Below are 21,957 nucleotides of genomic sequence, written 5' to 3'. Positions count from 1 at the left end.
TCAAAAAACCTGATACTCTGCCATTTGTAACATGAACTTGATCAGTGTTGTCAATCGCGCTGTCACAGCCTGCTTTTTGGCAGCATCGGCAGGCGCACTTCGGTAAGCGTTCCATTCAACGCTCCACAACGTGCGCGGAGCGTTCTGCATCATTACTGTGTCAATCAGAAAATCTTTTTGGCTTTCCAGCAGACTGATGGCGAATAGATTCGCTAAAAACGCGCTTAAAACCTGCTCACAGGTTATGGCAGGCGCAGCGTTTACTGCATTAAAGTTTGGTTGCAGAGCCATAATCCACGCCAGCGGGTCGATTCCCAACCTGCGACCAGGTTTGATTTCTACAACCCTGTCGACCAAGGTATCCGTAAAGTTATTTCGTACGGCTAATGTGCTGCTGCTTATCCAGGTTTTAGAAGTGCCTATTTGATAGTACGGTTCGTAACCAGATTCGTTCGGTTGATTTAATACCTCAAGCTGCATACTGAGCATCATGTTGTGCACAAACTCAAAATAGTTTTCAAAAGCGGCTGAATCGGCAGCCATATTCGGGACGGATTGATTGAAGAATCGACACGATCCTAACACAAATTCCAATGGTGATTTTATGATAGCTCCAATAGCGGCATCGTCGAAGAATGACTGGCTCGTCAGCAGCTTCTCAATTACCGGCCGAACGGCGTAGTTGTTGTCTGCGCTGGCGAAGTAAGCGGCCAAAGGAATGATAACATTAGCCTCGATGTCCGGAGTTATGTTTGGATTTACGTACCAACGGTATAATTTTCGACAGATGAACCGGGGTGTTTGTGGGTGTTTGAGCAGCATCGTTACCAGGTCAGCCAGTTCAGCATCGCCCGCTGTAGCAAACCCCGCAGGAGCACTGGCCCGACCGGTAATTATGGTGTTGTTATAGCTGGCCGAGAAAAATTTGTTAGCCGTGTCGTGTTTAGCACCGTCGAACTCCGATTCAATTGACGTTGAACCCGCTACAGCATAGTTCTTATGGGTCCAGCCGGTTAACACGCGTGCGGCTTCTTTCACATCCTGCTCGGTATAGTTAGCAGCGCCGTCTACAGTAGTAATCCCTACGGTGAATAACTCCTGTAATGCGCGGGCATAATTTTCATTCGGCTTGCTCTTGTCGTTTTCATTCCCGTTCAGATAGAGCAGCACAGCCGGGTCCTTAGTAATTTCCATGATTAATGTCCTGAAGTTTCCCAGGGCATTATCACGCAGTAGTAGTAGATAGCGGTTGACAAAACGGTATTCATCCACCACTTCGCGGGCAACAGAAAAGTGATTTTGCCAGAACAGCGTTAGCTTGTCCAACAAACCTGGTGGTTTGTCCTGAGTAGTCATTAGCGCCAGCCACCAATAGGCGATGCTTGTGAGGTACGGGCCGTTGCTGTCACTGTGGTAAGCCTTGTGAAGAAATGGCTGGCCAACGGTGGTTGATGCTGAACTATCAATGCTGACTGGTGAGAGTGGCGAATAATTACTGTTCGTGATTAATTGCCGAACGGCCTGTACAGCCGTCAAACCAGTAAAAGAAGCGATTTCCGTTTGAGTTGGGCCGAAGGTTACCCGGCGTAACAAGTGAGACGCTGTTTGAGCCGTAAGTGGCAACGTATGTACGTCTAAGTAAGGCAAGTTAGGAAGTAGTTCTTAGTTTACTATATTTAAATAATATATACCTTTTGTTACCTTATCAAATTTAATGCCAACACAACTTCAACCGTTGATGCATGCAAACCGTAAATCTGTAAAGTGCCTGCGGTTCATAAAAATCAGTGTCTCAGCAAAATCAGTTGCCCGTAGAGAAGAAAACCGACATTAAATGCACCAAGACTAATTCTACAAAGTTAAAAATCTGAAAAGATAATCCGGTTTGTCAGCCCGCCCGACAAAACCAATGCAATGAGAAGCAGACTGGCACCATAGTTGTCACTGGCGCTACAACTTACTACAGCAGTTGCACTGGTATCCCAGTAATACCGGCTGGGACGCCAACAGTTTGCAAATGGTTGCGCTTGCATTGATAAAATGTGAACCTATTTTAGTTACCAACCTACTTTTCAACAGATTGATCGCGTCATGACAAAAGACGAGCAAATAGCCGAGGTTGACCAGCGGCTTGATTACCGAGCAGGTGAACTCCCGTTGGCACGAGCAGGCAGTTCTTTTCTCCAACCTGTCTCAACCGATTTGCACATTTTTTGGGCGAGCGAATCAGCCGGTCCTGGGGAAGAGATTGCCGTTCAGGGTCATTTTTCAATCCAGGCCCAATTACATCTGTCAGTGGGAGACAGTCCCCCCTACGGTCAGGTAACAATACTATCCCAGGCATTTGGGTTTATCAAAGCTCAAATTCCCGGCAATCTGCCATTTGGCGTCTTTCAGATTTGGATTCAGCAGGATGGAAGCCGTAGCCGGTCCCGTTTCATCAACCGAGCCGTTGGTGATTGTTTCGACTCACCTGAAGTGTACCCAGGGGCAAACGTATCCATTAAAGGCCGCGACCTGGTACTACCGGGGGGAACGCCAACCATTCGGTTTGTATCGCAAAGTGATGGGGCCAGCCAAAACGCCGTCTACGTACCTACCGGCTCAAATCGGTTCAAATTAAACTTTACGGCCCCATCCAACCTACCCGCTGGAACTCGCTATAGTGTATTCATCAGCAATGGGTATGGCGGCAGTGTATCAGAAACACTGGTGGATGATACATTATTGGCCATTCACTCAAATCCGGATACTTATGAAATAGGTTTAGCCTGGAGTGCCTACTATACGACAATAATGACCACCAACCGCTATAATGTTAAAACAGATAGCCGACTGAATACAAAAGCGGTAGGTGATGGAATCGTCAATGATCACGCTGCTATTCAGAGCGCCATGAACTTAGCCGGTTCGAATGGGGGGGGCGTTGTCTACTTACCCGCTGGCACTTACAAATGCGAAGATTCAGGCTTTGTTGGATTAGATATACCCACAAATATCGTTTTGCAGGGAGCGGGAAAGACATCGACTATAGTAACTTACGGTACAGGCCCAAGGGTTGAAAAATTTACGGGTTCTTATCAAAAACTGACAATTGGCATCTGTGATCTTACTATGAAATGTATAGACACGTCGGGAGCATATGCAGCAGGATTATTTGATCAGGTAAAAAATATATTTTTCAAAAATGTGCGTTGGGAGTTGCAAAGAGGAGCTCGTCTGGAAGTTATCAATTGCAAAAAAGTAGCTATAATAAATTGCGAATTTTTTCAAAGAGACAATCCCAATTATCATGGACCCACTACGACTACTAATTGTGAATATTTAACTATAAAAGGTACTACGTTAACATTTGTGACTACGGGTATTAATACAATTGGGTCAAGTAAATGCTTCATAGAAGGTAATACCCTGATTCGGGACATATCCATTCCAATGCCAGCAGGCAGTATAGTTCATTTAATGACCTGCGATTTTATGCCAAAAGCTTTAATAGCAAATAATAAATTTTTGTTAGCAAATGGACCAATACCGAGAGGAGCAAACGGACTTGAATTAAACAACGATGGAGAGACCATCATTTCGGAAGGGGGTGGAGCTGTAATACCCGATCTGGACTACGGGCAAGTCACGAGCGCAACAATCAGTACATTGACCAACGATAGTAAGAACTGGCCTGTTACGTTTAATCGAAAGCCAATGGTAGCTATTATCAAAGGCAAAGGCGCAGGCCAGGTGCGTAAGATTGTTTCCAGAACAAACACAACATTAACACTTGATACTACCTGGGATATTGTCCCTGATAATACGTCCAGTTACTCTATTTTCAACTGGGCATTAGAACAGGTAGCATTTGTCAATAACGAAATTCAGGATCAGCAACGGGGCATCTACATGTATCACAACGCAATGCACCATGTGGATATCATCGAAAATAAGCTAATTGATTCAGGAGCGATCAATATTGAACCTATTCAACAAATCAGAAGCAATGGTGTGCACCAATTTATACCCGTTTATAACATAGAAATTGTCGGCAACTACGTTGATGGAGCTAACGATCCATACAATGGCGTTAGTATAGGGGTAAATAGTATTCAATTTGGAGTTTTCCAGAGTTGGGGTACTATTTGTACCAACCTTAGAATCAGCCGAAATACGTTAATTGGAGCCGTACCGAACAAAGACGTTACCCAACACCGGCAATTTCCATCGGGTTACCATGCTTATGCTTTACTACAGGCAAGCTTTTACCAAGATGATGGCGTACCTGTAATTTTGGGCACTATCCTTTGCGACAATACAGCTAAAGATCTAAAGAAAGCTATTTTTATTAACTCAGGCAGTTATCATACCTCGGTCAGTCGCACGATTCAAATCAACTCACCTGATTTAATTGACAATCAACTTCTACCAGGAACAAATCACGGTGGTGTTAGTATAGTTACGCTTTGATAGCAAACACAATTAGTGCCCTCTGTGGATCGCTAACTGCAACTGGTACGGAGAGTAAACAGCTACTCATCGTACAGCTTGTATTTGTAGTATTTTATTTCTAAGCTTGTCATGAACAAAACAAGTTTATTCATGTAATGAAGAAGCTAAAAATCGTTTTCGTATCAATAGTATCCCTGCTAATTTTGATTGAGATTACAACGAGATACTTTGGTCTGCATCAGTACCCGCTTTTTATAGAGAGTACGGAGTTCGAATACATTCACAAACCAAACCAAACAACTAAAATATATGGCAATAAATTTAGTACTAATGAGTACTCAATGAGAAGTAAATCAATCTCAACGAACGATACATCTGTCATTTTACTAATAGGCGATTCTGTGCTCAATGGCGGAAACACAATAGATCAGGAAGACCTGGCATCGACAATAGTAGAAAATGAGCTCCACAAAAAATTAAAAAAGCGTATAAGAGTACTAAATGTTTCCTCCTACACCTGGGGACCAGACAATATATACGCTTATTTGAAAAAGTATGGAACATTCAACGCTGATCTACTAATTTATATCTGTAACAGTGGTGACGCTTATGATCCAATGACATTTGAACGGATTGTAGGTGTAAGCGATACACATACAAAGCACAATTACAGCCTTGGCACGATTAAACTGGCTGAAAAAGTATTGAATATGATAAAAGATAAGTTGAATAAGAAAGTTGATGCTGCGAAACAGAAACCGCATCGATTAACTACTGGCTTTTCACATATCAATGATTTAGCCAATAAACTAAGTATACCTTTGCTGATTTATATTCATCCTGATACGCAGGAAATTGATAAAAAAGAATATAATGAAGAAGGTGCGTCAATCATAAATTTTTACAAAAGTAAAAATAGGACAGTAATAAAAGAATTGTATTTAGGCATAAAAAAGGACTATTATAAAGACAACATTCATTTTAATGCCACAGGGCAGCAATTCATGAGTAAAGAATTACTCGCAGCTATTTTACAAAATTCTCGGGTAGATACGTTTTAGGAACCGCATTTTAAGGCGCTTGACAATTTAGTTTATTATGCACTAAACTCCTATTAACGGCAAAAATCTTTACTCCCGTAACACAGTTTTGAAGAGGCTTGACAATACCAATCCTCTATCATATTGCCTAACAAACTTAACAGATTCAGCTTTGTAATAATCTACTTGAGGTTGATTTTCGATAGTGGCATCTATGTGGCACTTCAGGGCGTCCGTGTCATCATAATCAGCTACGAATGCTAAATTGTTTTCTTTCATTACTTTATATAATTCAGAATTATTATCTGCACTAATTATCAACAATTGCCCAACAGACATTATACCTAACAATTTTGATGGGAAGTACACATCGAACGGAATTTTCATCTGCGAAATGAAAATAGCATTTACATCCGCTAAGTATTCTTTGTACTCCTGAGCATTCAGAAAAGGAAGAAACCGGACATTAGTACCTCCTTTTTGAGCCGCGTAACTTTTCAAAGAGTCAAGGCCCGACCCTTCGCCTATCACTAAAAACAAAACGTTTGGCTGTTTTATATATTTATCCGCTATATCAATAAGTACCTCCAAACCTTGCTTCTTCCCAATATTACCAGCGTAGGCAATCAGGAAGCTTGTCTGATCAATCCCAAATCGTTGCCGAAATAAGCCTTTAGCTGGTAGATTAAACTCACTATCTTTATTTTGCAACCAATTGGGCCACAGTAATACTTTTTGGGGGTTCAATTTCTTTCTATCAGTCAGCAAGCGAATCATACTGTTTGAGATACTTGTTACATAATGAGCCTGGTTATAACTCCACCGTTCAAGCTTGTTGATAACGTTTAATATTACAGATCCTTTGAGCATACCGAGGGAATAAGCAGCTTCTACCTGAAAGTCCTGGACGTTAATAATCAATTTTCGCTTCCAGAATAGATTCATAAAAGCGGCAACAACACCTATCAGAACTGGCGTTGTAAACACAACAATTACATCCGGCCTTTTTACCCGGAATGAGTTGATGAGTGCAAATAACGCTAATGTAAGCTCATGCAGTATTCGCTGAAACGATGAAGGATTTTTTGCAACGTATATATAACCTCTATAAATAGAAATGCCTCCTGTTGTTTCTTTCGCAAATAATTTACCTTTGTCTTCTTTTCTTTTCTCCCATTGCGGGTAAAACGGAAATCCTGTAATTACATCAACCTGGTATCCATTTTCAGCGCAGTAGAAGGCAAAATCGGATGAATAGATGGGAATACCACTGTGGTCAGGAAAAAAAGCCTGGCTGTAAATAAGTACTCTTTTATTTTCCATCAAGGAATGATTTCAAATTTTCAAAAAATTAATATTTTAACATAAATACGGCACTTAACCCTTGAAAACCAATTGACTTATTCCGTATTCACGTTATTTTAAATTTACATAGCCAAGCACAGCTTAGAGCTAAATAAAGGATATTTGTTCACTTGACGTAATAACAGTCACTGCTTGGTTACGACATATATCAATTGCAACTATTAGAAAACTGTTTTTTCTTTTTGTAACAATTCTCTCGTTTTTAAGACGATGAAATATTCGTAAATAGCCTGAAGTGTTGCATTAGCCATCCCCGCTCGTCCATCAAGAAAAGAGAATCGCCAAAGTACCATATACAGCCACTTAATCAATGGCCGTCCCGGTATTTTATAAAATATACCCTTCTGATGATACCGTTTCTCGCTGAAGTCACGGCTAAATAACGCCTTGCTTACGGAGAAATTTATTGCTCCTTTGTGTTCATCAATCCACCGTTGGGCTTCCATTGATGAATATTGATTGTGTTTGTGAAGCCAGTGCTTCAGACCCTTTGAAAAAGGATAATGGTCAAAATAGCCGTCAATATCTTCTACACTGCCGTCAACGTTTAGTACCTCATTGATTTCCCGGTGGTAGTATACTTTGCCTAAGCGGATTAGGCGAATATAGAATGGTGTCATTTGAGAGTGCTTAAGCCATGTATTGCCCATGTAGTCACGCCTTCTGATGCGAAAGGCACTTACGGAATCCGTTACCTGTTGAATTTGCTGCTTCAGTTGAGGGACAAGCTGCTCAGGCGTTCGCTCATCGGCATCTATGATTAGTACCCACTTATGTTTATACTGAATGTCGTTTAAAGCTGAATTCCGTTGTGCAGCATAATTATCGAATTTGCGTTGTGTGACCTTTGCCCCTGCTTTTCTTCCAATCTCAACCGTCCGATCATCACTATACGAATCAAATACGTGTACATCATCACACCAGGCAACGGATTTTAAACATCCGGGCAAATCTTGCTCTTCGTTTTTGGTGAGTATTAAAACAGATATCATTGGTTAAAGATTTTAATCTGCCCTTTACGAGTTTTTGCTATAGCCAAACATCTTTCCAGCTTTATATATCCTATTTTTTGCCATTAAATTTCTGAATGTGGGTTGACTAATCCCTTAATAGGCAGTTAAATTTGAAAGGTTACGCGCACCAATTACGTGAGCAGGATTGCCAACTACTATTGTATTAGCCTTGACGCTTTTAGTTACTATACTACAGGAACCAACCACTGCATACTCGCCAATAGTGATGCCAGGCATGATAAAAGCTCTGGCCCCAATGAACGCATGTGCTCCAATATAAATTGGGGCGGTAATCAAGTTCATCGCCGGGTGCTCAAAGGCGTGTGTGCCCGTGCAGATGTACGCTTCCTGGGCAACGGTAGCGTGTTCATGGATAACTATTCTTCCTAATGAGTAGGCATTGGCCCGGTCACCAAGACACGCACGGTCGTAAAGTGTTAAATTCCACGGAATTTGGATACGGGCACGCTGGTGAACGAAGGGATAGCCATGAATTTCGGCACCAAACAGTTTCAGCCAGGCGATTCGCCACGCGTTAGCCGGTTTAGGGGTCCACGAACAGAATAGAAGCCAGACATATTCCCACAAAAGCATTTTGATGCGCTGACTGGTAGTCCAGGGGCTATCGTAAGGACTCGTTTGCGTATGGACATTCATGAAACAGTCTGTTTATGCATGTTCCGCTCATTCGTGTGCCGCTCAAACTTGCTGATGAACTGCGACGCCACAAAAGCAACTGAATGACTCTGACGAACCTGGAGGGCCTGCTGCGCTAATTTGTACCGGAAGTTTGCTTCTCGTTGTAAACGCTCAATTTGCTGGCTCAGCAGACGAACAGCATCATGACTCCGATGGTCAAATATTAATCCGTTTGCTTCATTATCAATAAAATCCCGAAAGCAGGAAAGGTTAGAAACCACCGGTACACACCCCCACGCCATTGCTTCTAAAGGAGCAAGGCCAAACGTTTCACCTTGTTCGGCAATTGAGGGATATACGAATATTGAAGCTTCAGCGTAAAACTGATTCAGTAGATTCATGTCGAACACCGGCCCGGTAAATTCAATGTTAGCTTCACCGGCAAGCCGCTTTAGTGACTCCAAATAAGGCGTACCTCCCCCGCCGGTACTTACATCTGACGGCCCGACAATCCTGAGCTTCCAATCGGCATGGAGTGTTTTAAACGATTTAATTAGTAACTCAATTCCTTTCTCGGGATGTAGTCGACCCACGTAAAGTAACACCCGTTTCTTTTCACTAAAATCAATCGGTGGCACCTGATGGAAAGGTAACGGGTTTGGAATGGTTATTACCCGCTGATGCTGATCAGATGGCAGTTCCTGGCGGATTGCCTCAGCAACCGGCGTAGAGTTAGCGCGTAGAATAGAGGCATGTCTATAGAGCCACATCTGCCCCTTCGGGAGTCGTTCTACGCTTACGCACAGCTTTTTACGAAGTTTCGAGTTTAGTAAGACCGGAGACCAGAATGTATTCGTAACCACAATGTCAGCATCTTTCGGAATTTCTTTTACCGCCCGGATCGAGTACAGTAAATCCAGCCACTTTAACTTAATAATAGACGCTGGAGTATCATAACCAGGTATTCGGATGTAGTTGACACCGCAGACGGTTTCGTTCGCTGATAAATCAGCATGAGAGCGTCCGATGTGCACCACTTCATGACCGAGGGCGGCAAATTCCTGGCCCATTCTGTACCATATTTTTTCGACCGCTCCACCCTGAACGGGTGGAACTGATAAAAAGGCACCTTGTATAATTGCAATTTTCACGGCCAGGCGTTTAAGAGATTTACCCCAGGAGTTTGGTACGCGCAGGTACCGGTGTAATGGCATCGATCATACTTTTTGCCGCAGGCTCAACCGCGTAGTATTGCCGGTACAACTTCAGTGTTTGCTGCCTGATCGTTTGCTTCTCATCGTCGGACAAGTTCATCCAGTCATCCAACAGTTGCTCTGTTCCTTCTAAAGAATCGGCGGCAACAAGGCCAGCTCCGGCGGTTTCGATTTCCTGCCAGATATTTACCTGATCAGAAATTAACACGGGTTTCTCACAGGCCAGTGCTTCGACAACGGCAATCCCAAAATTCTCCTGATGGCTCGGCAGCACGAACGCTTCACACCCGTAAAACGCCCCCCATTTTGCATTGTCAGTGAGCATGCCGGGAAAGAAAATGCTGGTTGTACCATCCTGGAGCCGGGACGCTAATTGCTGCATTTCCTGGCCGTAAGGCGTGTCTAAGCCGGGGCCAGCAATAACAAGCTTAGGCATATTCATCCTTCGGCTTAGAACGCTAACTTCCGAACCTTTTTTCGAATAAGCGCCCGATTCAGCTACTGAATACTTTTGCGCTAATTTGCTGTAGCTCCTGATTAACAGATCCACTCCCTTCTTTTCGTGGATACGGCTAAGGAATAGAAAATAAGGCGTGTTCGCAAGTTCGGGACATCTCTCCAGAAAGGCTTCCCGCATGGCCGGTAAGTAGGCGGGAGGTTCATCGACACCCAGGCCAACTACCTGCTCGCTTTTGGGCTGATAGGGTCGGAACGGCTCACGGGCAAGCTGTAGCTCTGCTTCGCAGGTGAACAGCAACCCATCGGCCTCAGCAACGACTTTACGTTCTATCAATTTCCAGTAAACCCAGTTGCGTAATGCTTTGGTCTTCCGGCCAGAAGCTCTCTGGAACCAGGGATCAAGCATACCGTGGGGCATAACAAAGAACCTGGGATGCGTTCCGTTCGGCTGCTTTCTTTTACACATCCGAATGGCTTTGTAAGCCGCATATCCGGGGTAAAGCCATAAGCCGTGAAGGAGAATAACCGTGTACTGAGATGCGTTCTCAACGAGCCAGGAAACAAGGCCTGGATTGTAGCCCCATTGTCCTTTTCTGGGACCAAGGGCATGAACATGGAAGGGGTCATTAGCCAGAAAGGGAGCATCAGGTGGGTCTAAGCTGACCACTTCGTTGCTGACACCTTCTCTGTCAAGACCGCTTATCATTGTTCGCACCGCCTGAGATACACCGCCCCGTTCAGGGTCAATCTCCGCTATGACGTGAAGTATTCTCATCGTTTAGAATTTACCTAAGAGATTTTACCACGTGTCAGAAGTTGATACACGATAAAGTCAGTACCAGCGTAAAACAGAATGCTTATCCACACACGGATGTCCATTCTTTGTTGATCAGTTTGCCCTCTGTTCTGTGCCTGAAATTAGCCTCCGTCTACAATCTTCTGATATACCTGTTCGATTAGGTCCAGCGTATTCTTCGGGTTAAAGCGTTTCGAGTTCATAAGTCCCCGTTCAATGACTACTTCACGGTCGGCAATTGGGAGGCTGAGAATTTTCTTAACCGTTTCTGCTCCTTCATGCGCCCATACTGCAGTTTTTGACGAGTCGAGCGGACGACGTGGAATCAGAAAACCAGCTTCACCCGCCACTTCGGTCATTGGCGCTTCATTGGTCGTGAGCACCGGGCAACCCGAAGCCATGGCCTCGGCTACGGGCCATCCGAAGCCTTCGGCAAGCGAGGGAAAAACAAAAACCGAAGCACCGGAGTACGCTAACCTGACATACTCGTCTTCAATACCACTAAGAAAGTGAATGTCGCCATTGAAGGAGGATAATTTCTGGCGATTCAGCAAATTGGATTCCGGCACTTCACCAATCATCAGAAGCGGTAATTTTAGTGTATCTATTGAGCGCCAGGCATCATATATCTCAATAACCCCCAGGCGGTTTTTATACCACACATTACCGCCAACATGCAGCAAGTATCCTGTAGTCAGATTAAGTCCAAATCTTCGGCTTAGCAAACGTCTGGCCTTGTTTGGATCAGTTGGTGAAAAGGATTGATTTAAGCCGTTGTACACTACTTCTGAGCGTAGCGAAGTTGCCGGGAGAAGTCGACGAAGGTCTTCATTTGTTTTATGAGAAACAGCAATGAACCGCTTTCCTTTCGAGTAGCCACGGCGAATAAACGCCTGATAATTTCGTCCGGTCCAGCCAACTGGATTTTCCGAAATTTCACCCAGCGCCGAGCGTTGGGCCAGAAAATCGTGACAATGAATTATATGAGGCCGATCAGCTACAGTAGGCACATAAGGCCCTAACGCATTGTCGGTGATGACAAAAAGTGTATCCGGTGGACAGTGTTTTAAAAGGGCTTGTACTTCGCGGGGAAACACGATGTACTGATCGACATAACCCAGCCACTTCCGCATTACCGGCAATGCAGTAAGGCGAAAAAACCGTCCTTGCGGAGACCACAGCTCCACTGTGTGGCCGCGCTCCCTCATTCCATCAGCCAGCATCGCCACAAATCGGGGTATGCTCTGGTGGTTAAGAAACGATGGATGAGAGAAAAAAACAATGTGCATACATTCGTTACTATGAATAACCTTACGCTAACATACAGCGCCACTTAAACCGCACGCTTATAACAAACCAGTCAGACTGTCTGTACTGGCAATTCGTCAGGTCGGAGGGTTTGTAACTCCTGCGTAATAGCCCCGGCAACAGCATTTAACGAATACGCCCGCAGCTTTTGCGTTGCCCAGTCAAAATCTCTGGGGAATCGGGCCAGATCAGTAATGTGGTTTGAGAGCGCTGTGGCATCTTCTCCTGAGAACACACGGAACCGTTCCCAACTTTTAAAATCAGCACTGCAACCAACGGCGTCACTTACAACAACACCACAACCAGCCTGCATGGCTTCGTTTGCGACTAACCCCCAAGTTTCTCCCATTCTACGGGAAGGCAACACCATTACATCCATAGCTAAATAATGAGCGGCCAATTTCGACTGGTTAACGAATCCGGCGAAAAAACTGCGTACGCCAAACGTCTGTAGCGCTTTGGCTGCTTCATCCCGTAAGGATTGTTCAAGTTCTCCGCTGCCAAGAAAATAAAGGCACGTTCGGATACGCAATTCTTCAGGTAGTGTGGCCAGCATTTGAAAAAAAATCTCCGGATTTTTTTTGGGAATTAGCTTTCCCGAAAAGCCTATCACGAAATCTGTGTCGGAAATTCCGGCTTTTCTCCTTTCTAATTTCCGCTGTTCTTTCTTTTCAACTTCTTTTAAATCAATGAAGCGATCAACTGTTCCGTAGTGAGCTGGCTTAAGCTTCGATTCGGGCACACCGTGTCGAAGGTAGTGCTGCCGATTAAGCTGACCGATATAAAAAAAACGATCAAATCCCTGATAAATAACACGATACAATAGTGACCTGATTATTCCCTTACCCTTTGAACGATGAATGGCTTCGTCCTGAGTCTCGCAACGTAACCATACCGGAATGCCGCGTCGGCGAGCCGCCACGTAGGCGGTCAAATCATACAAATAATTTAGCCCGGTCAGTAATACAGCTTTAGGTTTCAACGTATCGAACATCGCCCCTACCCCATTGCCGGTTAGGGACCGCCAACCAGAAAGTGGAACTCCCTTTTCACAATTAAGAATAGTATGATCATAACCTTCTAACATCGGCTCATCCCAACTAATAGTTACACCAAATTCTGTATCTGCATGCCCCCGTACAGAACAATCCGATGCATATACTACGTGTATACTTCCAGGATTCTGGCTTGCTATTTTACGCCAGACAGGAACTCTATACTGAACTGGGTGAGAATCAAAAACTATTAATTCGCTTGACATAACTTAACTGTACAGTTATAAATTACAGGTATCACTGGTATGAAGATTCAGGAAGAATAGGCCTGCCAAAAGCTGCATTGAGCACCTCTTTACACACATCTTCATTACCTACCCTAAGTTCACGAACGCGATGCATTCCCGACGAGCGAATAGCTTCCCTCCGACTGGCATCATCAAGTAATTGATGACATATACGGGCGCATTCCTGTGCATCTGACCAAAAAACCGCGTCAATTCCTTCCCGATACATAGCCAGATGCTCGGATGTTCGTTCGGCGCACAGTAAACCACCGGCGAAAGGTACTTCGAGCGACCGTTGCGTATGTAAATCACGATTACCCTTTGACAGAAAGCCGAGGCAAATTTTAGTCCCTTGCACGGCTGCTACGTAATCGCGTCCGGATAGCGCACTGCCACAATAAGCGACCTGTAAGGCTTTCCAATGAGGTGACTTCTTCCAGCTATTACCCCAAATACTAAGCGGTACGCCCTGTCGAATGAGTTCCAGAAGAAATTCATCCCTCTTTTCGTTTCTCATCCAAGTTCCAACAAAAGCTACGTTAGATTGATAAGCTATGGGTATATCGGAAACTTGAGCGAATGGCTGATGAGCGACTTCATCATACGACATGTAAACTTTCAAAACATGATGAGCACCCTTTGCTTTGTATTCCGGTATGTTTATCCCCCGCATGACGGCACATAAATCGTAGTAGGGCAATGCCTTTAGTAGTAGATCAAAGCGCCGTCCGTCACGTCCACCAGTTGGGTCATCATTATTGTATAAAACAATTGGGCACGAAAATTTTTTCAAAAGTTTGAGACATTCCTTTCCCAATAATTCACCACCACTCACCCAGATTAAATCAGGCTTATCAATAGTGTTTACCAATACTTGTACCCAACGAACAAGCCTATGCTGTAAAAATCGATATCCAGTACGGTAGTGTAACGGCTCAATAAACCTCAGTCCGGGTGATTCCGAAATAATTTTGTTCGGATCTTTAACCACGACGGTGTGGCCTAATCGAATAAGGGCATTAGCCCGATGTGCGGACGTTGTATTGGGATCAGAATCGCCTAAATAAAGTATTTTAGCCACCGGGTTAACTTTTTTATTTTGCTTATTGATTTGATCTTCTGTTATACGCCGAGTTGGTTCAACTGAACTGATTGTACATCTTTATGAATAGCATTGCTTATTAAACGAGTAACATGATAAACCAAAAAATACAGCACCACACTTTGAATCCATCCTCTAAGAAGAAAAGACCCTATTGCTTCGACGCTCTCGGCAGGTAGAAACTGAAAAATAGACGTGAGCGTCAGCAATCCGCAGAAACTGAAACGTACGTTTGATTGCTGCCTGAACGCTGAGGAAGGCCTATTGGAAGTCTCTTTGATACAAAGTTTATCTAACAAGAAAAATACAGGCAGCATACCGATTCCCAAAAGCGCTAAATACCACCATCCAAAAGCTGCCATACCCGTACCGGAGAAGTGCCCGGTACGGTAGCCCCCAAGCGCGTAGGGGTTCCCACTTACTTTATAATAAAAATAGTCTCCATACGAAACTGAGTTAACTGCGTTCTTATTCACATCTAAATCAAAAAACTCCAAAACTGGCAGAGGAAATATGGAAAGAAGATGGTCGATAGTAAAGTTGTACATGTCAGGACTATGATCGCCAGTCTTTGCAGCCATAATTAAGCTTAAATCAATGTACTTTATATTTGAAAACCGTTGAATAAATATATTATCCATGTATGTTTCGTCCCAGTCCTCCTTTTGTGTAGCGTCTACTATTCTTGCCCGTTGGATTGCTTCCTTATCGTTGTATGCCTTTAACGTTAGTTGAATCAGCTCAGTATAAGAAATATCAAGTCGCTGCCCACGCACAATGACCATTGCTGTACTGATATCAGCTACGGGTCCTGTAATTAACCATAGCCCGGCAACGCCAATACATACGTTCCGTATCGTGAAAAAACGGGGCTTAAAATAATCATGTAATACACCTAAGCTGTATGCAAATCCGACAGAAGCAAATCCGATCATGAAGCCAGACCGGCTATTACGACCTATACTCACCATGAAGATCAGAATCGTGAACGCTACTAACATGATGATCAGACTCCTCCTTTGCATCTTACTCCTACCATACAACCGGCCAAAAGGAATGAAATAAGGCGCGTAGGTAAATGGAATCAGGGCCTGAACGATCTTATCCGACGCCGAACCCGTTACTGACCAACCAATTGATGGGGAGTACAACCAAACGTAAGCCGTGGCAGCTACACCAGCAACACCCATGATCCATAGTTGCATATCACTTGGAGGTTCAAAAAAACCTGCTTTGCTCAAAAATGATTTTGATACACTGAGCGAGTTTTTAGCTATCAACTGATAGATCACATGCGCTAATGTTAGTACGAGTATTGATAGTATGGAATGCAGGAATACATCAAATGGAAGCTCAAGCTTATAAACAATTGGATTACCATCAATTAATGTAAATAATAAGGGTAAATAGAATTGGGTAACAGAAAAACCAATGATTAAAAAAGTGGATAAAGGGTAATTTTTAAGGGTCCTCGGTTGAAGAAAAAAAGATGTAGTGATTAGCCAGGCCAGTAGTACACACCCAACAGCCACAAAATTAGCTAAGCTTCTAAAGAGTATGCATTGTAGCGATGACACGCCAATAAGTATAATCCAAGACCAACGTACAACAGTATATACCGACCGCTCCTCAACTCGTCGAATAGAATGAGTTGAGCTCAAGTAAGCTTTGCCCATGTGTGGCGTTGAAACATTAAGCAATTTGGAAGTCATAAAGTCAACTCATAAAGAGATAGAATTCAGATTTATAAATGCGTTACTAATTTGTGAAATTGACTATGCATGATATAAACCTTTTATAACAGGCAAACCAATAATTAATTTTTTTGCTCGTTGCGTAGCAAGGTCAGGCAAAATCAGCCAGTACCGCTGAAAATTCCATCCCAGAAGCAACATTGATAAGGCAAGGATAAGCCAGGTAATCTGAGAAAGCCAGATCATGAATCCCATAGAAACAGCCGCGATACAAACCGAGGTAATGGCTACAATAAACGAGCGTTCGGGCCATGATAAGCCCATTCCATGCAGCCAGCGCCGAGCCACAATCCAATACCCAATTGTGGCAACTATTTCGGCAATTAACAGGGCAATCCCCCCCCCAAGAATTCCGACAACCGGCACTAAAATACTGAGTCCGACAATAGCAACACCAGCGCCTAATGTCGAGATCACTAATTGGGGCTTGAGCAGGTTATTTCCGATTACCACCGCCATTGCGGGCTGCGCAACGGCATACACAAGAACGCCCAGTGATAAAAGGGCAAACAGAAGTGGATCAAATGGAATTTTGCCGCGCGTCCATAGCATGTATAGTGGTTCAACAAATGCCTGCAGCAACACCACAGCCGGAGCCATCAGAGCTACCACAATAATCCATACGATTCCAAATGCAACGTCGACACGATCCTGATCCCGTTGATTCAGGAATCGCATTAATTCGGGCATTAACGGATTTGTGATGGTTTTTACGCCCTGTAGAGCAACATTCGCTCCTGTGCGCATGGTAGAGAAAGCAACTAAACCAGCGGCTCCTGATAAAGGAGCCATAATGAGACGTATTCCATGGCCACGGGCCATTTCAAGCAGTATTTTGCCGGTGATCGCTAACGATTGGAAAAAATTTCTGCTGGCGAGTTGCCAGGACGGAAAGCTGAAACTAATTTTTTCCCGGCGCAACACACGAAATAAATCAATGTAAATAAACACACTAAGCGTTAACCCCGTACAGGCGGCAACGATCCCTGTTATTAATAAATCTGCACCAAGGATCACTGCTATCAATGGCGGTATTATAGATACAATTGAACTGAATAAATTCCACCAAGCCATCCTGGGGTAGTAGCCAAAAGGCACTAATACCCGAAAAAGTAAACCAGTTACGCTTGAACAGATAAGCCAGCTAACGCCCTGTAAGAATAAGACGTACTTAGTAGCACGAATTAACGCCGGATCTAAGTGGGTAGATTCTCCCAATAAGGCTGGTAATGCGCTACTGTTTACAAAAAAGATAATCAGCAGCAGTTGTATGAGGCTTATAATAATACCAGAACTTATACCTGACCAAAGGCAGGTACTTAATGTTAATCGATTATCCTTTCCTATTCGTAGAAATTCGTAGGAAAGAAACTCCTGATGACCAAAATCCAATATAGTTATGAGTGATACTAAAGCCTGAATGGAAAGCCATACCCCGTAGGTTACCACATTCCAGTGGGTCAGGTAGATAGGAACTAAAGCTACCTGAGCTACCATTGTGACTCCAATCTGTGCCCATGATGCTGCACTTCCAGAGATTAGCCGCGACGCTGTTGACATGCTCAAGTTAGATTAACTTAGATTCAGAGATTGACAACCGTCGGATTATTGATTTCATACACATAAATTTAACTTCATTAACTACAAAAGCGAATTGTAAGAAATACATAGCTAAGCTTAGCTGTTAACATGCATTTTCATCTCCTCTAAACATGGCTTTCAAAGTCCACCAACAAATCTGTACATCCTGCCATAATGTGCGTTTCTTTATGTAAAATAGATCGTACCGCAGCCGGTCCTGCATCTTGGAAGTATGTTCCGTAATACCACGTGCCCCCCGAACCTGGGCCAAACCAGTTATGCCAGGAAGAACACTGTAACGTTTTGGATAATTAGGTAATTTGTGCCAATACTTAGCGTCATGGTCAATAGCATGTGGTCTTGGACCAACAATGCTCATGTTGCCTGCCAGCACATTCAGAAATTGTGGCATTTCGTCAATGTTGGACTTTCTTAAATATTTACCCAGGCGAGTTACTCGGGCATCTTCATGGACGACTTGCTCAAAAACAGCGTTACGCTCGTAAGTCATCGTCCGGAATTTGAGGCAGCGGAAGCGTCGGCCGTTTCGCCCCGTTCGTACTTGAATAAATATAACGGGACCTCGGGATTCGAGTGTGATAAACAGACCAAGTATAGGAATCAACCAAACAAGAATTAACAGTGTTACCAGACCAGCAATGAATAGATCGAAGCAACGCTTCAAAATTATATAATTCTTCTCTTGCTTAACATACGTTTCCTGCTCCAGCTCTGGCCGAAACCCTTGGACATCAATAGAAGTTAGCATGACCGAATGGTGATTATGAAACAACGTTAAAATAGAAAACTAACGATTTATCATCGACGAGATATCCGATTTTTATTATCTACTTGACGATAGAAATAGCTGTTATTTTGTCCATTGCCGTAGAGGTAAGAATTACTGCCATCTGTTGCATTAAGAACAATGTTCATATTCTGAAACTTCTGCTCCTGGTAAAGCTTATTAATCATCTTAAGATGATTTCTTTGCGTTACGTCATGGCGTATTATAAAGAAAGTAGCATCGGCGCAGGGAGCGATAATTCGCGCATCTGAAACAAGTCCGACGGGAGGGGTATCGAGAATAACGTAATTGAAGCGTTCGCGAAGCTCCTGAACCAACTGGCTCAACCGTGCACCACTCAATAACTCAGATGGATTCGCAGGTAAGGCCCCACTCGGAATAATAAAGCAATTCGGATAGCCTGGTACGGGTTGAATAACAGCATCTAACGCAGCATCACCTCTTAAATAATCACTCATACCAATTGAATTGCTGAGGTTAAATACCTTATGCAATTTGGGCATTCGCAAATCTAAATCGACAACAATGGTTGGTTTGCCAATAGAAGCCAGACTTGCGCCTACATTCATTGATACGAAGGTTTTACCTTCACCACCAATGCTCGACGTGAACAGTATAACCTGACTTTTTGCAAGGCCATTTTTCATGGATTGCAAATCGGTTCGTAACATTCGGATTTGTTCAGCAATAAGTGAATTCGTGTTGTACGCCATAACCGGTGACCTTGACTGATTTTCTTTCACCAGTTCACCCAGTATTGGCACCTCTGTTATCTCTTCCACATCTATTCGTCGCATTACGCGATCATTCAATGCATTATGACCAGCTATTGCCGCAATTGGCAGCACGAGTCCCAATAGACCAAACAAGGCATATAAAGTGAATTTTGTCGGTTTAATGGGGTCCTCATCACTCAAAGCGGGGTCAATTGTCCGGGTGTCTGCAATTGTTGAAGCAAATGCCACCGCTGTTTCTTCACGCTTTTGGAGCAAATACGTATACAGGTTATTCTTAATAGCCTGCTGCCGGGTGATATCCATCAGTAATCGCTCCTTTTGCGGTATCGTGCGGATTGCTCCTTCTACCTGACCATTTTTGGTCTGGTATTGGCGTTGAGTGCTGACTAACATAGTTTTCATAGTACGTATGTTGCCAGCCATATTGTTTTTTGTCGTCCTGATTTGACTGTCAATCGTTTGCAGCAGGGGATTTTGAGCTGAGGTTGTGCGTGCCAGTTGTTCCCGCTGCTGTTCCAGTTGAGTCAGATTAGTAATAAGGCCCAGCAATACAGGATCATTTATGCCCACCACCGCCGGCGTATTACCTTGATTTCCCGTATTATCATCTACGTATTTTTGCAGATCGTTAAGAGCCGCCAGTTGAATAGTCACCTGATTTAGCAGGGCATCGTTCTGCTGCACGGTTTCCAAAAACGACTGTGCCTGCACACTAAGATCTGTAATGCCCTGGTTGGATTTATACGACTCAACATTCTTTTCGACAGTAGACAACTCACGCGATACAATTCCGAGTCGATTTTCAATAAATTTTAGCGTACTGGCGGCTACCTTATTTTTATCTATCAGCGTTGCCTGATTATATTCCGTAATTAATTGATTAAGAACAGCTTCTCCTTTCACTGGAACAGCATCTTCGAGAGAAAGCTGAATTATGGACGAGTTTTTCCCAACCGGAGTAGCACGCAGGTTAGCCAAATATCCTTTAACGGTAGATGATCGCTTCGACACCTGAATGGTTAATTCAGTAATGCGATTATCCGCATTCTTTTTTGACGAAAATTTGAGTCGTCCGTAAGGAGTTTCCACAAACTTGTTGAGTGGGTAGGTACGCTCACTTAGCCGCACCGTCCGATTACCGGGTAAGGATATTTTTAGTGGCTTTTCGTATAATGCTGATTTTCCCTCCTCAATGAACAGCTCTATTGGCGATTCGTCATAAATTTCACGTTTCCCAAAGGTGGCAGATTGAAAATAGCGTACGTCTAAATTAAGCCTGTCTACTACACGGTTCATCAGTGTGAACGAATGTAAAATTTCGGTTTCATTATCGACAACCTGATTTGGCGTAAACACACCCAGTTCTTTCAGCGAGTTGGTTTGGTCACTACCTTTTTGCTGATCTTGTACAAGTAAACTCGCTTTGATACTGTAGACTGGTTGCTTCCATAATAGATATATATGTGCAATACCCAACATTACAGTTACAGAAAGTATGAACCACGGCCATCTCTTTATGTATCTCATAAGAACCTCACGCAAGTTTGGTCCTTCTGAATCTATTGATTGATACGGAACATAAGAGTATGAAGAGTTATTATCCATAGTGTTAATATTGTTTTTCTGACTTTTCGTGACTATAAATCATCGTTAGTGTATAAGTGAATAGAATTGGATTATTTATACACCAACTATGATCGGTATGAAAGCACCTGCTTACTGCGATTCCGACTGTATTCCTATTTTCATTCACCAAATCTGAAGAAAGGGTAACAAAAAACAACTTTACCAGCCATTGTTGTGCAACACATCTCATTCGGATATACAATACCCGTTTATTAACAATAACTATTAATCTTTTTTAGAACATATACCCAAGAAGCGTACAGATTTTGCTGAGTTAGTTCATTACACACAAGTTTTCAATTAGATCTCAACCAATATGCAATTTCAACTATGGGCTGTTTCATTTGCAGATGTAAAATTAACTTGTATACATTACGCGGCATTCACTTGCTTTACAACTGGTCTATGAATTAAATCCCTCTCCAAATATATGCTACTGCCTTATAAGGTCTGGATCATATTAATTAATTGGTATAGTCTTTATTTTTAATATATAATTACGTCTTCTAACCATTAACAGTCAGTAGTGAATAAAATGTTATTGTGTGATAAATGAAAATAACGTCCGATTAAAACTTATTTGATACCATTTATAACTTTACCAATAACATCCAGCTAAAAAATTAACTTTTCATAATAACTAATCTATGTTTAAAATAAGAATTACTATGATTATGGTCTACGTACGAGCCAAAATGGGACAACTGTATTGAACTCGCTCTGTATCTGTTGTCTAACTTTGGCGATTTTCTGATCCGTACTTAACACGGCCTGGTCGATCCATGCCTCACATAGT

General features: G+C 43.1%; 15 protein-coding genes. 2 read left to right on the top strand and 13 right to left on the bottom strand.

Annotation, left to right across the window (positions count from 1 at the left end):
• Positions 1-1,593 carry a DUF1800 domain-containing protein gene (locus tag ACYVHB_RS10600; protein WP_461051695.1) on the bottom strand — a complete coding sequence of 531 codons (1,593 nt, stop codon included), beginning with the start codon at positions 1,591-1,593 and terminating at the stop codon, positions 1-3.
• 498 nt (positions 1,594-2,091) lie between these two features.
• Between ACYVHB_RS10600 and ACYVHB_RS10595 the strand changes: the two genes are divergently transcribed.
• Positions 2,092-4,455, top strand: coding sequence for a glycosyl hydrolase family 28-related protein (locus tag ACYVHB_RS10595; protein ID WP_461051694.1), 2,364 nt, complete (start codon positions 2,092-2,094; stop codon positions 4,453-4,455).
• Between the two features lie 137 nt (positions 4,456-4,592).
• Positions 4,593-5,498 carry a hypothetical protein gene (locus tag ACYVHB_RS10590; RefSeq protein ID WP_461051693.1) on the top strand — a complete coding sequence of 302 codons (906 nt, stop codon included), beginning with the start codon at positions 4,593-4,595 and terminating at the stop codon, positions 5,496-5,498.
• 69 nt (positions 5,499-5,567) lie between these two features.
• Here the strand turns inward: ACYVHB_RS10590 and ACYVHB_RS10585 are convergent, their stop codons facing one another.
• The 12 genes from ACYVHB_RS10585 to ACYVHB_RS10530 all read right to left on the bottom strand — a co-directional run bounded on the left by ACYVHB_RS10585 (position 5,568) and on the right by ACYVHB_RS10530 (position 21,140).
• Complete coding sequence (locus tag ACYVHB_RS10585; protein ID WP_461051692.1) at positions 5,568-6,800, bottom strand: glycosyltransferase family 4 protein; 1,233 nt, start codon at positions 6,798-6,800, stop codon at positions 5,568-5,570.
• A gap of 203 nt (positions 6,801-7,003) precedes the next feature.
• On the bottom strand, positions 7,004-7,834 hold the full coding sequence (locus ACYVHB_RS10580) for a glycosyltransferase family 2 protein (protein ID WP_461051691.1): 831 nt from the start codon (positions 7,832-7,834) through the stop codon (positions 7,004-7,006).
• Positions 7,835-7,948: 114 nt separating this feature from the next.
• Positions 7,949-8,512: a DapH/DapD/GlmU-related protein gene (locus tag ACYVHB_RS10575; protein WP_461051690.1), complete on the bottom strand. Its 564-nt coding sequence runs from the start codon at positions 8,510-8,512 to the stop codon at positions 7,949-7,951.
• A complete protein-coding gene (locus tag ACYVHB_RS10570; RefSeq protein WP_461051689.1) occupies positions 8,509-9,645 on the bottom strand; it encodes a glycosyltransferase family 4 protein in 1,137 nt (378 codons plus the stop codon). Before ACYVHB_RS10570 ends, ACYVHB_RS10575 begins: the two co-directional genes overlap by 4 nt.
• A 19-nt stretch (positions 9,646-9,664) precedes the next feature.
• The gene (locus ACYVHB_RS10565; protein WP_461051688.1) at positions 9,665-10,942 is read right to left on the bottom strand and encodes a glycosyltransferase; all 1,278 of its coding nucleotides are present in this window, start codon (positions 10,940-10,942) and stop codon (positions 9,665-9,667) included.
• 143 nt (positions 10,943-11,085) lie between these two features.
• The gene (locus tag ACYVHB_RS10560) at positions 11,086-12,252 is read right to left on the bottom strand and encodes a glycosyltransferase (protein WP_461051687.1); all 1,167 of its coding nucleotides are present in this window, start codon (positions 12,250-12,252) and stop codon (positions 11,086-11,088) included.
• A gap of 71 nt (positions 12,253-12,323) precedes the next feature.
• Positions 12,324-13,532 (bottom strand): glycosyltransferase family 4 protein, encoded by a 1,209-nt coding sequence (locus ACYVHB_RS10555; RefSeq protein WP_461051686.1) that lies wholly within the window; start codon positions 13,530-13,532, stop codon positions 12,324-12,326.
• A gap of 31 nt (positions 13,533-13,563) precedes the next feature.
• Positions 13,564-14,634: a CgeB family protein gene (locus tag ACYVHB_RS10550; RefSeq protein ID WP_461051685.1), complete on the bottom strand. Its 1,071-nt coding sequence runs from the start codon at positions 14,632-14,634 to the stop codon at positions 13,564-13,566.
• Positions 14,635-14,675: 41 nt separating this feature from the next.
• Positions 14,676-16,232, bottom strand: a complete 1,557-nt coding sequence (locus tag ACYVHB_RS10545; RefSeq protein WP_461051684.1) for a hypothetical protein — start codon at positions 16,230-16,232, stop codon at positions 14,676-14,678.
• A gap of 198 nt (positions 16,233-16,430) precedes the next feature.
• Positions 16,431-17,969 (bottom strand): MATE family efflux transporter, encoded by a 1,539-nt coding sequence (locus ACYVHB_RS10540; protein WP_461051999.1) that lies wholly within the window; start codon positions 17,967-17,969, stop codon positions 16,431-16,433.
• A 124-nt stretch (positions 17,970-18,093) separates the two neighbouring features.
• Positions 18,094-18,759 (bottom strand): sugar transferase, encoded by a 666-nt coding sequence (locus ACYVHB_RS10535; RefSeq protein ID WP_461051683.1) that lies wholly within the window; start codon positions 18,757-18,759, stop codon positions 18,094-18,096.
• Between the two features lie 50 nt (positions 18,760-18,809).
• On the bottom strand, positions 18,810-21,140 hold the full coding sequence (locus ACYVHB_RS10530; protein WP_461051682.1) for a GumC family protein: 2,331 nt from the start codon (positions 21,138-21,140) through the stop codon (positions 18,810-18,812).
• Between the last annotated feature and the right edge of the window lie 817 nt (positions 21,141-21,957).

This window comes from Spirosoma arcticum (assembly GCF_054779955.1).
Note: the sequence above shows the minus strand (reverse complement) of the source record. Positions and strands in the feature narration are given on the sequence as shown.